This is a genomic window from Pseudomonas sp. PDM20 (assembly GCF_014852575.3).
Lineage (GTDB): Bacteria > Pseudomonadota > Gammaproteobacteria > Pseudomonadales > Pseudomonadaceae > Pseudomonas.
Window position 1 is genome coordinate 683752 of the sequence record NZ_CM181224.1, and the last position, 14833, is coordinate 698584.

Here is a 14833-nt window from a genome sequence, read left to right on the forward strand (position 1 = left end):
GAGGCGCGCTGATCGTGGGCATGGCCTGCTCCTGCAATAGCCCAAAGAAAAGCCCCTGCGCCGTTCGGCAGCAGGGGCTTTTTCATGCCGGTGCGGATCAGGCCCGATCGCGCTCCAGCAGTGGCTTGAGGAAGTGCCCGGTGTGCGACACCGCCAGCTCCGCGACCTGCTCCGGTGTGCCGGTGGCGATGATCTGGCCGCCCTTGGAGCCGCCCTCGGGACCGAGGTCGACCAGCCAGTCGGCGGTCTTGATCACATCCAGGTTGTGCTCGATCACCACCACGGTGTTGCCGTGGTCGCGCAGGCGGTGCAGCACGTCGAGCAGTTGCTGGATATCCGCGAAGTGCAGGCCGGTGGTCGGCTCGTCGAGGATGTACAGGGTCTTGCCGGTATCGCGCTTGGACAGCTCGCGGGACAGCTTCACCCGTTGCGCCTCACCACCGGACAGCGTGGTCGCGCTCTGGCCGAGCTTGATGTACGACAGGCCGACGTCCATCAGTGTCTGCAGCTTGCGGGCGATGGCCGGCACGGCGTCGAAGAACGCTCGGGCGTCCTCGATGGTCATGTCCAGCACTTCGGTGATGCTCTTGCCCTTGTAGCGGACTTCCAGGGTCTCGCGGTTGTAGCGCTTGCCCTTGCAGACGTCGCAGGGGACGTAGATGTCCGGCAGGAAGTGCATTTCCACCTTGATCACGCCGTCGCCCTGGCAAGCCTCGCAGCGGCCTCCCTTGACGTTGAACGAGAAACGCCCCGGACCGTAGCCGCGCGAGCGGGCTTCCGGCACGCCGGCGAACAACTCGCGGATCGGCGTGAACAGCCCGGTGTAGGTCGCCGGGTTGGAGCGCGGGGTGCGGCCGATCGGGCTCTGGTCGATGTCCACCACCTTGTCCAGGTGCTGCAGGCCGTCGAACGAATCGTAGGGCGCGACCTCCAGCGTGGTGGCGCCGTTGAGCGCGGTGGCGGTGATCGGGAACAGGGTGTTGTTGATCAGCGTCGACTTGCCCGAGCCGGACACGCCGGTGATACAGGTGAACAGGCCGACCGGGATTTCCAGGTTGACGTTCTGCAGGTTGTTGCCGCGCGCGCCCTTGAGCTTGAGCAATTGCTTCTTGTTGCGCGGAGTGCGCTCGGCGGGCACGACGATCTTGGTGCGGCCGGACAGGTAGGCGCCGGTGACCGAGTCCGGATGGTCCATGACCTGTTGCGGTGTGCCCTCGGCGACGATCTGTCCGCCGTGCACACCGGCGCCGGGGCCGATGTCGACGACATAGTCGGCGAGGCGGATGGCGTCCTCGTCGTGCTCGACCACGATCACCGTGTTGCCCAGGTTGCGCAGGTGGGTGAGGGTGCCCAGCAGGCGCTCGTTGTCACGCTGGTGCAGGCCGATGGAAGGCTCGTCGAGGATGTACATGACGCCCACCAGGCCGGCGCCGATCTGGCTGGCCAGGCGGATGCGCTGGGCCTCGCCGCCGGACAGGGTGTCGGCGCTGCGGTCCAGGGTCAGGTAGTCGAGGCCGACGTTGACCAGGAACTGCAGGCGCTCGCGAATCTCCTTGAGGATCTTCGAGGCGATCTCGCCGCGGCGGCCGGTCAGGGTCAGGCTCTCGGCGTACTCACAGGCGGTGCCCACCGGCATCGAGGTGATCGCCGGCAGGGTCTTGTCGCCCACCCAGACGTGACGCGCCTCGCGGCGCAGGCGGGTGCCGTGGCAGTCCGGGCAGGGCTGGGTGCTGAGGAACTTGGCCAGCTCCTCGCGCACGGTGGCCGACTCGGTCTCGCGGTAGCGGCGCTCCAGGTTCGGCAGGATGCCCTCGAACGGGTGGGCGCGTTTGACGATGTCGCCACGGTCGTTGAGGTAGCGGAACTCGACATTCTCGCGGCCCGAGCCGTTGAGGATAAATTTCTGGTGGTCCGGGTCGAGGTCCTGGAACGGTTCTTCCAGGCTGAAGCCGAAGTGCCCGGCCAGCGAGCCGAGCATCTGGAAGTAGTAGACGTTGCGCCGGTCCCAGCCGCGGATCGCGCCCTCGGCCAGGGTCAGCTCGCCGTTGACCACCCGGCGCGCGTCGAAGAACTGCTTCACGCCCAGGCCATCGCAGGTCGGGCAGGCACCGGCCGGGTTGTTGAAGGAGAACAGCTTGGGTTCCAGCTCGCTGATGGAATGGCCGCAGATCGGGCAGGCGAAGCGGGCGGAGAAGATCATCTCTTCGCCTTCTTCGTCATCCATCGGTGCCACGAGCGCGATGCCATCTGCCAGGTTGATCGCCGTCTCGAAGGACTCCGCCAGGCGCTGCTGCAGGTCGCCACGCACCTTGAAGCGGTCGACCACGATGTCGATGGAGTGCTTGAGCTTCTTGTCCAGCTTGGGCACTTCATCCAGTTCGTAGAGCTTGCCGTCGACGCGGGCACGGACGAAGCCCTGGGCGCGCATCTCCTCGAACACCGCCAGGTGCTCGCCCTTGCGCTCGCGGATCACCGGAGCCAGCAGCATCAGCTTGCGGCCTTCGGGCAGCGCCAGCACCTGGTCGACCATCTGGCTGACGGTCTGCGCTTCCAGCGGGATGTCGTGGTCCGGGCAGCGCGGAATACCCACGCGTGCATAGAGCAGGCGCAGGTAGTCGTAGATCTCGGTGATGGTGCCCACGGTGGAACGCGGGTTGTGGGAGGTGGATTTCTGCTCGATGGAAATCGCCGGCGACAGGCCTTCGATGGTGTCGACGTCGGGCTTTTCCATCATCGAGAGGAACTGCCGGGCATAGGCCGACAGGGATTCCACGTAGCGGCGCTGGCCTTCGGCGTAGAGCGTGTCGAAGGCCAGGGAAGATTTGCCGGAACCGGACAGGCCGGTGATCACGATCAGCTTGTCGCGCGGCAGGGTCAGGTCGATGTTCTTCAGGTTGTGGGTACGTGCCCCACGGATGAGGATCTTGTCCACTGCGGCCTCGCATGGCGGGCGAAAACTATCGATTATACGGGGCGTTTCCGGCACGCGGCAAAGTAGCGCGTGTGTGCCCTTGGACCGTTGGGCTGGTAGAATGCGCGGCTATTTTTCGGCGTTGGCGACAACCGGCCCTGCAAGGCCCGGATGACGCGATGCCACGGGGGCAATCCAGCGCATTCCCGTTTTTTGTCTTTTCATGAGGGGCTTATGCACGATTCCCACACTGAGCGCATGAGTGGCACCGAAACCCGCGCGGCCGCCGGCCTGTCCCTGGTCTTCGCGTTCCGCATGCTCGGCATGTTCATGGTCCTGCCGGTGCTCGCCACCTACGGTCAGGACCTGGCCGGCGCCACCCCGGCACTGATCGGCCTGGCCATCGGCGCCTACGGCCTGACCCAGGCGATCCTGCAGATTCCGCTGGGCACCCTGTCTGACCGCATCGGCCGCAGGCCGATCATCGTCGTCGGCCTGCTGGTGTTCGCCGCCGGCGCCGCGCTGGCGGCCAACGCCGATTCCATCTGGGGCATCATCGCCGGTCGCGTCCTGCAGGGCGCCGGGGCGATCTCCGCGGCGGTGATGGCGATGCTCTCCGACCTCACCCGCGAGCAGCACCGCACCAAGGCCATGGCGATGATCGGCATGAGCATCGGCGTATCCTTCGCCGTGGCGATGGTCGCAGGCCCGGTACTGACCCACTGGTTCGGCCTGCACGGCCTGTTCTGGTTCACCGCTGGCATGGCGTTGGTGGGCATGCTGATCATCCTGTTCTTCGTGCCGACCCCCGACCACCGCATGCAGCACCGCGAGTCGAGCGTGGCCAAGCAGTCGCTGCTGCCGACCCTGAAGAACGGCGAACTGCTGCGCCTGGACGCCGGCATCCTGGTCCTGCACGCCATCCTCATGGCCAGCTTCGTTGCGTTGCCGCTGGCGCTGGTGGAACGCGCCGGGCTGCCCAAGGAAGAACACTGGTGGGTCTACCTGACCGCACTGCTGGTGGGCTTCTTCGGCATGGTCCCGTTCATCATCTACGCCGAGAAGAAGCGTCAGATGAAACGCGTGCTGACCGGTGCCGTGGCGACCCTGATGCTCTGCGAACTGTTCTTCTGGGAATTCGGCAACAGCCTCAAGGAACTGGTGTTCGGCATCATCGTCTACTTCACCGCGTTCAACCTGCTGGAGGCCTCGCTGCCTTCGCTGGTGAGCAAGGTTTCGCCCGCCGGCGGCAAGGGCACAGCGATGGGCGTGTACTCCACCAGCCAGTTCCTCGGTGCCGCCGTGGGCGGCATCCTGGGCGGCTGGATGTTCCAGCACGGCGGGCTCGACGGGGTGTTCATCGGCTGCGCGGTGCTGGCTGCCATCTGGCTGGCGATTGCTGTTACCATGCGCGAACCGCCTTATGTAACGAGTATTCGCCTGCCTCTTTCCGCTGAGGCGCTGCGCGATGCTTCGTTGGCTGAGCGTTTCAAGGCATTGCCCGGTGTGAGCGATGTGATGGTGGTCGCTGAAGAAGCGGCCGCTTATGTCAAAGTGGATTCCCAACAAGTTGATCGCACGTCCCTCGAGCGCCTCGCCGGCGCCGAGCAGGCGACGTGCTGAAGCCTTTAGGAGAGCGTCATGGCCCGTGGGGTTAACAAAGTCATTCTGGTCGGTAACGTTGGTGGCGATCCGGAAACCCGCTACATGCCCAACGGCAACGCGGTGACCAACGTCACCCTGGCCACCAGCGAGAGCTGGAAGGACAAGCAGACCGGCCAGCAGCAGGAGCGTACCGAGTGGCACCGCGTGGTGTTCTTCGGTCGCCTGGCGGAAATCGTCGCCGAGTACGTGCGCAAGGGTTCGCAGATCTACGTCGAAGGCAGCCTGCGTACCCGCAAGTGGCAGGGTCAGGACGGCCAGGACAAGTACACCACCGAAATCGTGGTCGACATCAACGGCAACATGCAGCTGCTGGGCGGCCGTCCGGGCGCTGGTGGTGACGACGCTCCGCGCGCTCCCCGTGAGCCGCAACAGCAGCGTCCGCAGCAGGCCCAGCGCCCTGCGCCGCAGCAACAGTCCCAGCCCGCGCCGCAACCGGCTCCGGACTACGACAGCTTCGACGACGACATTCCGTTCTAACCCGAACGGATCGTCACCAAGAGCGCAGCCTTCGAGCTGCGCTTTTGCGTTTCTGGAACGCTCGTTTTGGCGAATCTCTGCAACGGTCTTTCTCGGAAGCGAGTATTTAATTAGCTAGCTAATTAAATGATTCTGGCATTGCCTTGATGTACGGCAAAACCGGAGAAGAAAAGACATGAGCATTACAGTGACCGAGCGTGACGACGACCATAAATCCCGCGAGTTCCGCGCCCACGGTGGGCGTTGCTGGGATGTGCACCAGGAAGGCCAGCTGGTCGGGATCTTCCACACCGAAGGCGAGGCGCAAGCCTATCGCGCCTCCCTGGAGCTGGAGGCGCGCTACCGCCACGCGGCGGAGTTCTAGAACATGAAAGCCCCGTGGCGACGGCCGCGCCACGGGGTAATTGGTTGTGTGTGGAGAATCTGCGATTAAAAGACCGCCGGCACCAGACGGGGCCGGCGATACGCGCCAAGACTTATCCGGAAGAGATTGGGACGGTCAACTTTAAGGACGTAGTGTTCTGGGACTGGGTCCCAGCCCATTGCGCAGAGTCCGCGAGCCTGGGGATCAGGCACCGCGCCCATATTGGTGTCCCCAGGTGGCGCGTAGAAGGTTGCGGTTTCGCCCGGGTCCAACCTGGCCACGAGTGTGCCTTCGATCACCACACCGATGTAACAGCCGCCTCCCATGAAGCCCGCGTCGCGGGTGACAACGAGCGGGACATAAGTCTCCTTCTGCTCCTGATAGGCCAGGACTCGATCAGCCGGCGCCGGCCTAGCGGTTTCGTGGGGTACCGATTCGGTTCTGACGAATACGGTGCAGCCTGATAGCAGCAGGGCTGCCAAGAGTACAGATATCCCTTTCAAGTGCTTCTTCCAGCCGGTGTCGTAAGGTGCGTCGGATTCTATCTGCACCGTGCCGCCTCAGGGGCGGTACTTGTCGAAGAAATCTCCGCCTCCAGACTCGTACACCGCGAAAATGCTCCTACGAAAGAGCAGCCGTTCGATGAACCGGGCGCACTCGATCAGAACTGGTAGTTCACCGTCGCGGTGACGTTGCGCTTCTCGCCGAAGTAGCAGAAGTCCAGGCTGTAGCAGGACGCCACGTAGTCCTTGTCCAGCAGGTTGTTGGCGTTGAGGCTGACGTCCAGGCCCTTCAGGCCGACGCGGGACAGGTCGTAGCCGATGCGCGCATCCACCAGGGTGTAGTCCGGTACACGCAGGGTGTTTTCCTTGTCCGCCCAGGTCTCGCCGACGTAGCGGGCGCCGCCGCCGAGGGTCAGGCCGTCCAGCGGGCCGGCGTTGAAGCCGTAGTCGGCCCACAGCGAGGCCATGTGCTTGGGCGCCTGGTTCGGGGTATGGCCCTGGTTGCCGTCCAGCGATTTCGTGTAGGTGATGTCGGTGTAGGTGTAGCTGCCGAGTACCTTGAGGTTGTCGGTGACCTGGGTGTGGGCCTCCAGCTCCAGGCCCTGGGAGCGCACTTCACCCACGGAGGTGTAGAAGTTGTCCTGCGGCTCCTTCGACGCGACGTTTTCCTGGGTGATGTGGAAGATCGACGCGGTGTACAGGCTGCGGCTGCCCTCGGGCTGGAATTTCAGGCCGGCTTCCCACTGCTTGCCCTCGGTCGGTTCCAGCGGCGTGCCGGACTGGTCGGAGTAAGCGTTGGGGTTGAACGACTCGGAGTAGCTGATGTACGGAGCGATGCCGTTGTCGAACAGGTACAGCGCGCCGATGCGGCCGGTGAATTTCTTCCAGTCGTCGTCGGCCTTGCTGCCGCTGCTGCGGTTCTTGTCCTCGACCGTCACCCAGTCCTCGCGCATGCCCAGGGAGAAGCGCCAGTTGTCGATGTCGATCAGGTCCTGCAGGTAGACGCCGGTCTGCTCCAGGCGACGGGTGTGGTTGTCGTCCGGGTAGTAGCTGATGGCGTCGTTGCCATAGTGCGGGTCGAACGCGTCCAGCGGCTGCGCCGAGCCGGAGCGCCAGTCCACGGTGGTGCGGCGGCGCTGGTAGTCCAACCCCATCAGCAGGGTGTGCTTGGCCGCGCCAGTGCTGAACTCGGCCTGCGCCATGTTATCCACGATATACGCCTGCAGGTGCTCGCGGGCGCTGGAGAAGTAGCGGTTCAGGGTGTTCTCGTCCGGCGCTGTCCAGCCGTAGGCGTAGACCTGCGAGAGATCGACGTCGGAATCCAGGTAGCGGAAGTTCTGCCGCGCGGTCCACACGTCGTCGAAACGGTGTTCCAGCTGGTAGCCGAACATGCGCTGCGTACGGTCGAAGTCGTCCTTGCTCGGCTCGCCGTCGAAGAACTCGCGGGAGATCTTCTGGCCGTTGTGGTGGAACAGCGCGCCGTCCGCCGGCACACCGCCGTGGTAGCCGCCGTTCGGGTCGTGCTGCAGGTAACCCTGCAGGGTCAGGGTGGTGTCGTCGGTGAAGTCGATGGCCAGGGTCGGGGCGATGGCGTAGCGCTCCTCCTTGACGTGGTCGAACTGGGTGTCCGAACCCTTGCCCAGGCCGACCAGGCGGTAGGCGATGCGCTTCTCCTCATCCAGCGGGCCGCTGAAGTCGAAGCCCATTTCCTTCTGGCCCATGTTGCCCACGGTGCCGGTAATCTGGTGGTAGTCCTCGTACAGCGGCTTTTTGCTGGTCAGCGCCACCAGGCCGCCGGGCAGGCTGCGGCCGTAGAGCACCGAGGAGGGGCCCTTTAGCACGTCGATGCGTTCGAGGAAGTACGGATCGATCTGCATCGAGCTGAAGGTGCCGCTGTCGCCCATGGCCTTCAGGCCGTCGAGGTAGATGTTGTCCACGCTGTTGTCGGCGAAGCCGCGCATGACGATGTAGTCATAGCGGTTCGAGGCGCCGACCTGGCCGGTGAAGATGCCGGGGGTGTAGCGGATCGCCTGCTGTACGGTCTTGGAGGCGGTGTCGTCGATCTGCTCGCGGGTGATCACCGAGACGCTCTGGCTGGTTTCCAGCAGGGACTTGGAGGTCTTGGTGGCGATCTGGCTGTGGGTCGCCAGGTAGCCGTCTTCCTCGCCCAGCGCGTTGCCGAGGGCGAACACTTCGCTGGACGGCATGGCCAGCACGTCGCTCGGCGCGGCGGCGCGCAGCACGTAGTTGCCGTCGCCCTGGTCGGCGGCTTCCAGCGGAGTGTCGGCCAGCAGGCGCGACAAGCCCTGATCCACCGAGTAGGTCCCGTTCAGCCCGGCTGAGTTCAGGCCGCGGGTCTGCTCCGGCGTGGCCGACAGAGTGATGCCGGCTTCGCGGGCGAAGCTGTTCAGCACCTCGTCCAGCGGTCCGGCCGGAATCGCGTAGGCGCGACTGCTGGTGATGGCGGAAGCGTCTGCGGCGAAGGCGCTCAGCGGCAGGCTGGCTCCCAGGCTGGCGCACAGCAGCGCGCCGCGCACGGCATGGGCCAGCCGGCTGGCGCGGGGCAGGGCGGAGGAGGGCATCGGGAGGTGGACGGCTGGCATGCTGGGGCTTCCGTGGACGAAGGAAATGATCGGGTTATTCCTCCTTGCCGATCCGGTCGGCGAAACCCGACAAAAATAATTCTCGTTTGAGAAATAAAACTGTTTGGCGCTGACTTGCAGGAACGAGCCACGTCCGCGATCGCGCCCATAGGGTGCCCCTACAGATGCAATTGACCGTCAGCCCCGCGCGCTCACCGTCACCCACCAGTCCGTGCGTTTCTCCACCCGCACCGGCAGGGTCTGCGGCAACAGGGCCAGCAGCTTGTCGGTGTCGTCCAGGCGGAATACGCCGGACAGTCGCAGGTCGGCCACGCTGGAATCGCAATGCAGATGCCCGTGACGGTAGCGGCCGATCTCGGCGAGGAAGTCCGCCAGGCGCATGTCGCGGGTGACGATCAGGCCGTCGGCCCAGGCGGCGCTGTCCATGTTGCTGCGTTCGGCCAGCAGCGCGCTGTCGCCATTGATCTCGTAGGACTGCCCGGCTTCGGCGATGGTGGTGGTCTGGCCGCGTACGCGCGGGGCGATGGCCACCGAACCTTCCTCGACACTCAGGCGCGTGGAGCGCTCGTCCTGGCGCAGCACGAAGCGGGTGCCCAGGGCCTCGAACAGGCCGTCGCGATTGCGCACCCGCAATGGGCGCGCGGCGTCCTTCGCGGTGCTGACGAGAATCTCGCCGCGCTCCAGCACCAGCAGGCGCTGGCGCGGATCGAAGCGCACGTTCACTGCGCTGTCGGTGTTCAGTTGCAGCAGGCTGCCATCGGCCAGGGTGAAGCGCCGGCGCTCGCCGGTGGTGGTGCTGTAGTCGGCCATCCAGCGTTGCCAGGGCGCGACGTCGCGCGCCAGCCACAGCGCGGAGGCGCCGATGGCGAAGGTCGAGAGCAGCTTGAGCGCCTGGCGCCGCTGCAGGCGCTGGCTGGTGTTTTCCAGTGTCTCCAGCGCCACGCGAGCGCCAGGCACGGCCTGGTAGCCGGCGACCAGTTCGCTGTTCAGCGCCTGCACCCGCAGCCAGGCGGTTTCGTGTTCGGGGCTGGCCTGGCGCCAGTGCTCGCAGGCGCTGAGCAACTCAGGATCGGCATTGCCGCTCAGGCGCAGGGTCCACTGGATGGCCTGCTTCACCACCCGCGGATCGGGCGTGGCGCTGGCGCCGCTCACTCGGCGTACCGCAACTGGTAGCAGTGGAACAGCGCTTCGGCGATGTAGCGCTCCACCGAGCGTACCGAGACGCCCAGCTCTTCGGCGATCCGCGCGTGGGGCATGCCCTCGCACTGGGCCAGCAGGAAAGCGCTGCGCACCTTCGGCTTGAGGCCGTCGAGCAGGCGGGCGATGTTCTCCAGCAGCTGGAGGATGGTGTGCCGGTCTTCTGCCGACGGCACCTGCGCTTCCGGCAGATGGGCGATGGAGTCGAGGTAGGCGCGCTCCAGCTCCTGGCGACGCCAGTGGTCGATCACCAGACCGCGGGCGACGGTGCGCAGGAAGGCGCGCGGGGTATGCAGTTCGACGCGCTCGGGCCTGAGCAATACGCGCAGGAAAGTGTCCTGGGCCAGATCGGCGGCATCGGCGGCGTTGCCCAGCCGGCCGCGAAGCCAGTTGTGCAGCCAGCCGTGATGGTCGCTGTAGAGCGACTGGACGTCGAGGGTCGAGGACATGGGCGTGAAGGTTGCAAATGATAATTTATCGCATTTTCAACAAGGCGATGGCCATTTGCAAGATGTGTCTGAGGCTCCGGTGTTTCCTGTAGGAGCGGGCCATGCCCGCGATCACGCCCGTGGGGCGTTCCTACAGGTCTACGCAGTTCGTAGGATGGGTGGAGCGAAGCGATACCCATCAGCCTGGCTGCCAGGCCATCGATGGGTATCGCTTCGCTCCACGCCATCCTACGCGGACGCCAACGGGAGATTTCGCTGTGTGCGTTAGGACTGTCAGTGGTACCAACGCGGCGTATACACCCAGTCGCCACCGCCGGCACGGGGGAAGCGCCGGGTCAGGGAGGAGCCGATGATTACCAGCGTGCGCATGTCGACCATTTCCGGCACCAGCTCGCCGAGGGTGACGACGCGCAGGGCCTCCGCCGGGCGGCCGATGTCACGGCCGAGCACTACCAGGGTTTCCGGCAGGCGGTGGCGGCGGACGATTTCCAGCGCGCGTCCCAGTTGCCAGGGCCTGGCCCTGGAGATCGGGTTGTAGAAGGCCATGGCCAGGTCGGCGGCTCCGGCATGGTCGAGACGCTTCTCGATGGTGTCCCAGGGCTTGAGGTTGTCCGACAGGGAAATCAGACAGAAATCATGCCCCAGCGGCGCACCGGCCTTGGCGGCAGCCGCCAGCGCGGCGGACACCCCCGGCAGCACCTCCAGCTCCACACCATGCCAATGCGGGTCGCTGCTCTCGTGCAGGGCTTCCATCACGGCGGCGGCCATGGCGAACACGCCGGGGTCGCCGGAGGAAATCACCACCACGCGCCGGCCGCTGGCGGCCAGTTCGAAGGCATGACGGGCGCGCTGCATTTCCTCGCGGTTGTCGGTGCAGTGGCGCACCTGGTCGTCGCGCAACGGCTCGGCCATCTTCACGTAGGTTTCGTAGCCGAGCAGGTCCTGGGCTTCGTCCAGCGCGCGACGTACGGCGGGAATCATGAAGTCGCTGGCGCCGGGGCCCAGACCGATCACGCTGAGTCGCCCGCGCGGCTGACCAATGCCTAGGGCTTCAGCTGGCGCGGCGGCGCGGTGCAGGTGGAAGGAGTCACCCTGCAACACAGCCGGCGGCAACTCATCGTCGCTGTGGATGAACCGCAGTGGCACACCCAGCTCGCCAGCGGCCTCGGCCAGCGCCGGGTCGGCCATGCGGCAGCGCGGCGCTACCAGCGCGGCCAGCGATGCTTCCGCCAGCCCGGCCTGTGCCAGGCCCTGGCGGATGCGCTCGGGCAGCTGCGAATCCACCAGGGTGACGTGGGCGAGGACGAGGCGCGGATGGATACGCAGCTCGTTCTGTGCGATGCCCTCGGCGCGGACGTCGATGCGCAGGGTATGCGCGGCGTCGTCGGCCAGCGGCAGGTCCAGTTCCTCCAGCCAGGGCGCGTCGCCCTCGATGCGCAGGGTGTCGCCGCCCAGCAGGTCGGAGACGAAGCGCTTGCCCTGTTCGATATCCGCCAGCGCATAGCCCGGTGGCGGGTCGAGCAGGCAGGCACCGAAACGCAGCTCGCCGCTGGTGGTGATGGCGGGCGCCACTTCCAGTGCGGCGGCCATCTCGCGGGCCATGCGGTTCACCCCGCCGAGCCCGCCGAGCAGCGGTACCACGGCGCTGCCGTCTTCGGCGACGGCCAGAACCGGCGGCTCCGCACCTTTCTCGACCAGCAGTGCCGCGAGGGTGCGAATGACGATGCCGGCCGCGCACAGGGCGATGATCGGGGTGTCGTCGCGGTACAGCTGGCGCAGGGTATCGCCGAAGTTTGCGTAGGACTCATCGGCGCCTTCGACGCGGTCCTTCAGGCCCAGCACGCGCGCCTGTGGATAAATCCCCTGCAGGCGTCGCGCCGTGGCCAGTGCGCCCTGGCCGAGAATGACGATGGCAGCGCGCATCAGCCGTTCCACCGCTGGCCGGGGATGACGATCATCGAGAAGTACGGCGAAGCCATCGGGTCCACGTCGTCCAGCGCGACGATGCGCTGCTCGCGCATGGTCGCGCGCTCGACGTAGTGGGCGCCGCCGTCACGGCCCAGCTCGCGCAGCACGCGACGGACCTTGTCGAAGTTGCGGCCGAGCTTCATCACCACCGCCGCATCGGCGTCGGCCAGGCGACGCTTGAGCTCGTCCTCCGGCAGCACGCCGGACAGCACCGACAGGCTCTGGTTGCGATACACCAGCGGCACGCCGAGCACCGCCGCGCTGCCGAGCATCGAGCAGACGCCGGGTACGACTTCGGTGTCATACCGTTCCGAAAGACGGTCATGCAGGTACATGTAGGAACCGTAGAAGAACGGGTCGCCCTCGCAGATCACCGCCACGTCGCGGCCGGCATCCAGGTGCATCGCCACCTGCTCGGCGGCGGTGTCATAGAAGTCGCTGATCACGCCTTCGTAGGTCAGCGGTGGCTCCAGCTTCTCGGTGGTCACCGGGTAGACCAGCGGCAGGCGTTGCTGCTCATCGAGCAGGTGCTGCTCGATGATGGCGAAGGCGTTGCCGCCCTGGCCGGCGTGGTGCTTGGCCTTGGCTACGAAGTAGCCGATCACCGGGGACGCACGCAGCAGGCGCAGGGCCTTGAGGGTCAGCAGTTCCGGGTCGCCCGGGCCGACGCCCAGGCCGATCAGGCGGCCGGTCATCACTCCACCTCCGTGGCCAGGGCGTTCACTGCGGCGGCGGCCATCGCGCTGCCGCCACGGCGGCCTCGGACAATCACATAGGGCACGCCACGGCTGTCGGCGGCGAGGGCGTCCTTGGATTCCATGGCGCCGACGAAGCCCACCGGGAAGCCGAGGATCAGCGCCGGTTTCGGTGCGCCGGCATCGAGCATTTCCAGCAGGTAGAAGAGCGCGGTCGGCGCGTTGCCGATCACCACCACGCTGCCTTCCAGGTGCTCGCGCCAGTGCTCCAGCGCCACCGCCGAACGGGTGTTGCCCAGCTCGCGGGCGAGCTCCGGGACGTCCGGATCATTGAGGGTGCAGATCACCTCGTTGTGTGCCGGCAGGCGCGCGCGGGTGATGCCCTCGGCGACCATCCGCGCATCACAGAGGATCGGCGCGCCAGCGGCCAGCGCCGCACGGCCGATGGCCCCGGCGCCGGCGGAGAAGTGCAGATCCTGCACGACGTCGACCATGCCGCAGGCGTGGATCACCCGCACGGCGAGTTTCTCGAGGTCCGCGGGGATGCCGGACAGATCGGCTTCGGCGCGAATAGTGGCGAAGGACTGGCGGTAGATCGCCTGGCCGTCGCGAATGTAATCAAGCATCGGTGAGGGCTCCGGGTGCGGCCAGCAGGTCGCCGGCGGCATCGAGGGAAAGGTTGCGCGCCAATGGCTGGCCGAAGCCGGCCACGCCATCGGCGCGACGGAACAGGTCATAGCGGCCGTCGGCGACGGCCAGCAGGGTGTAGGGGGCGACGTGGGCGGCGGCGCAGGAGCGCGGGCAGCCACACAGGTGCACGCCGGCCGGCGATGCGCGGCGCAGGCGTTCGGCCAGACGCAGGGCATCGGCCTTGGTGTCGGCCAGCCCGCGGGCGCAACCGCTGGAGCCGCTGCAAGCGACCAGGCGCGAGAGCGGCTGTGCGGCGTCGATCACCAGGCCGAGGTTGGCCAGCGCGCCGAGTACGACGGCGGCATCGGTTTGTGCCACGTCAGGGAAGATCAAACTTTGCCAGGGCGTCAGACGCAGCTGTCCGCCGCTGAAGCGCTCGGCAAGGTCCGCGAGGCCGAACAGGGTGGTGCTGTCGAGTCGTCCGAGGACGAATCCCGCACCGACCATGGTGCGTTCCGGCTGGCGCAGGGGCTGAATCCCGAGGTGGCCGAAGGCCTGCGGTGCAGGACGTCGCCAGTTATCCACAGCCGGCCCGAGCTGCAGCGCGAACGGCAGGCGTTGCTGCAGGCGTTCCAGCAGCACTTCATCGCGGAGCATCTCGCGCAGGTGGCGCATGCGGGTCTGGCCGTCGCCGGCGAGGTCGAGGAACAGATGCAGCAGGGCTTCCACCAACTGCGGTACCTGCCCGGCGGACACGGCGGCGAGGGCCGGGCGATCGCTCTCGCGCTGCGGCGGGCAACCGGCCAGGCCGAAGGCGAACAGCGGCGCCGCATCGTCGGACAGGGCCGACAGCCAGAGGTCGTTGGGGTGCTCCAGCATCGCCAGCGCTTCGCCGGCGTCCAGCTGGATGCCGAACTTGGGTGACAGGTCGTGGAAGCGCGGGGTGCGCTCCAGCAGGTCGAGCAGCTGGCGGGCCAGCGGGCCCGCATCGAAAGCGCTGCCGGTGCCCAGGCCCATTGCCGGGCTGACCAGCAGGTTGCGCACGTCGTCCGAGGCCAGCTCACGCGGGCCGAGGCCGGCGGCCAGCAGTTCCCGGCTCAGCGCATTTTCGGCACCGGCATGCACGCCGCGAATCTGCAGGTTGGCGCGGTTGGTCGCTTCCAGCACGCCGTCGGCATGCCGTTCGGCAGCCATCGCGATGGCGCGTGCGGCGCTGGCGTCGAGTTGCCCACAGGGCAGCTTGATGCGGCAGATGCCGCCATCGCGGGAGGCCACGATACGCAGCAGGCCGGGACAGGCATGCGGACGGACGGGCAGAGCTGAGGAGTCTTGCACTGAGGTCACCAGGGCTGGGTCGCGGTGACCTGCGAA

11 protein-coding genes are annotated in these 14833 nt (G+C 66.6%); 3 read left to right on the forward strand and 8 right to left on the reverse strand.

From position 1 onward, the window contains the following. Positions 1-97: 97 nt before the first annotated feature. Entirely contained in the window at positions 98-2932 is a 2835-nt protein-coding gene (gene uvrA, locus IB261_RS03370; RefSeq protein ID WP_081517084.1) for an excinuclease ABC subunit UvrA, read from the reverse strand. A gap of 213 nt (positions 2933-3145) precedes the next feature. Here uvrA and IB261_RS03375 point away from each other — a divergent pair, with 213 nt between their 5' ends. From IB261_RS03375 to IB261_RS03385, 3 genes are all read left to right on the forward strand, one after another. Further along, complete coding sequence (locus tag IB261_RS03375; RefSeq protein ID WP_151189264.1) at positions 3146-4534, forward strand: MFS transporter; 1389 nt, start codon at positions 3146-3148, stop codon at positions 4532-4534. Positions 4535-4552: 18 nt separating this feature from the next. Continuing rightward, on the forward strand, positions 4553-5053 hold the full coding sequence (gene ssb, locus IB261_RS03380) for a single-stranded DNA-binding protein (RefSeq protein ID WP_081517086.1): 501 nt from the start codon (positions 4553-4555) through the stop codon (positions 5051-5053). A gap of 175 nt (positions 5054-5228) precedes the next feature. Further along, entirely contained in the window at positions 5229-5417 is a 189-nt protein-coding gene (locus IB261_RS03385; protein ID WP_081517087.1) for a hypothetical protein, read from the forward strand. A 661-nt stretch (positions 5418-6078) separates the two neighbouring features. On the opposite strand, the gene IB261_RS03390 is transcribed toward IB261_RS03385, so the two are convergent. From IB261_RS03390 to cobG, 7 genes are all read right to left on the reverse strand, one after another. Continuing rightward, positions 6079-8523, reverse strand: a complete 2445-nt coding sequence (locus IB261_RS03390; RefSeq protein ID WP_192381463.1) for a TonB-dependent siderophore receptor — start codon at positions 8521-8523, stop codon at positions 6079-6081. A 177-nt stretch (positions 8524-8700) separates the two neighbouring features. Further along, complete coding sequence (locus IB261_RS03395) at positions 8701-9675, reverse strand: FecR domain-containing protein (protein WP_318653040.1); 975 nt, start codon at positions 9673-9675, stop codon at positions 8701-8703. After that, positions 9672-10169 (reverse strand): sigma-70 family RNA polymerase sigma factor, encoded by a 498-nt coding sequence (locus IB261_RS03400; RefSeq protein WP_192381464.1) that lies wholly within the window; start codon positions 10167-10169, stop codon positions 9672-9674. The genes IB261_RS03395 and IB261_RS03400 overlap by 4 nt, the downstream gene beginning before the upstream one ends. A gap of 273 nt (positions 10170-10442) precedes the next feature. Then, the gene (gene cobJ, locus IB261_RS03405) at positions 10443-12092 is read right to left on the reverse strand and encodes a precorrin-3B C(17)-methyltransferase (RefSeq protein WP_192381465.1); all 1650 of its coding nucleotides are present in this window, start codon (positions 12090-12092) and stop codon (positions 10443-10445) included. Continuing rightward, complete coding sequence (locus IB261_RS03410; RefSeq protein ID WP_081517091.1) at positions 12092-12832, reverse strand: precorrin-2 C(20)-methyltransferase; 741 nt, start codon at positions 12830-12832, stop codon at positions 12092-12094. Before IB261_RS03410 ends, cobJ begins: the two co-directional genes overlap by 1 nt. Further along, the gene (locus IB261_RS03415) at positions 12832-13458 is read right to left on the reverse strand and encodes a precorrin-8X methylmutase (protein WP_192381466.1); all 627 of its coding nucleotides are present in this window, start codon (positions 13456-13458) and stop codon (positions 12832-12834) included. The genes IB261_RS03410 and IB261_RS03415 overlap by 1 nt, the downstream gene beginning before the upstream one ends. Then, on the reverse strand, positions 13451-14806 hold the full coding sequence (gene cobG, locus IB261_RS03420; protein ID WP_412548377.1) for a precorrin-3B synthase: 1356 nt from the start codon (positions 14804-14806) through the stop codon (positions 13451-13453). The genes IB261_RS03415 and cobG overlap by 8 nt, the downstream gene beginning before the upstream one ends. Between the last annotated feature and the right edge of the window lie 27 nt (positions 14807-14833).

What these genes read in the sequence shown, in the direction of transcription:
- IB261_RS03375 (WP_151189264.1), top strand. Translation starts at nt 3,146, where the DNA reads ATGCACGATTCCCACACTGAGCGCATGAGTGGCACCGAAACCCGCGCG.
- ssb (WP_081517086.1), top strand. Translation starts at nt 4,553, where the DNA reads ATGGCCCGTGGGGTTAACAAAGTCATTCTGGTCGGTAACGTTGGTGGC.
- IB261_RS03385 (WP_081517087.1), top strand. Translation starts at nt 5,229, where the DNA reads ATGAGCATTACAGTGACCGAGCGTGACGACGACCATAAATCCCGCGAG.
- IB261_RS03390 (WP_192381463.1), bottom strand. Translation starts at nt 8,523, where the DNA reads ATGCCAGCCGTCCACCTCCCGATGCCCTCCTCCGCCCTGCCCCGCGCC.
- IB261_RS03400 (WP_192381464.1), bottom strand. Translation starts at nt 10,169, where the DNA reads ATGTCCTCGACCCTCGACGTCCAGTCGCTCTACAGCGACCATCACGGC.
- cobJ (WP_192381465.1), bottom strand. Translation starts at nt 12,092, where the DNA reads ATGCGCGCTGCCATCGTCATTCTCGGCCAGGGCGCACTGGCCACGGCG.
- IB261_RS03410 (WP_081517091.1), bottom strand. Translation starts at nt 12,832, where the DNA reads ATGACCGGCCGCCTGATCGGCCTGGGCGTCGGCCCGGGCGACCCGGAA.
- IB261_RS03415 (WP_192381466.1), bottom strand. Translation starts at nt 13,458, where the DNA reads ATGCTTGATTACATTCGCGACGGCCAGGCGATCTACCGCCAGTCCTTC.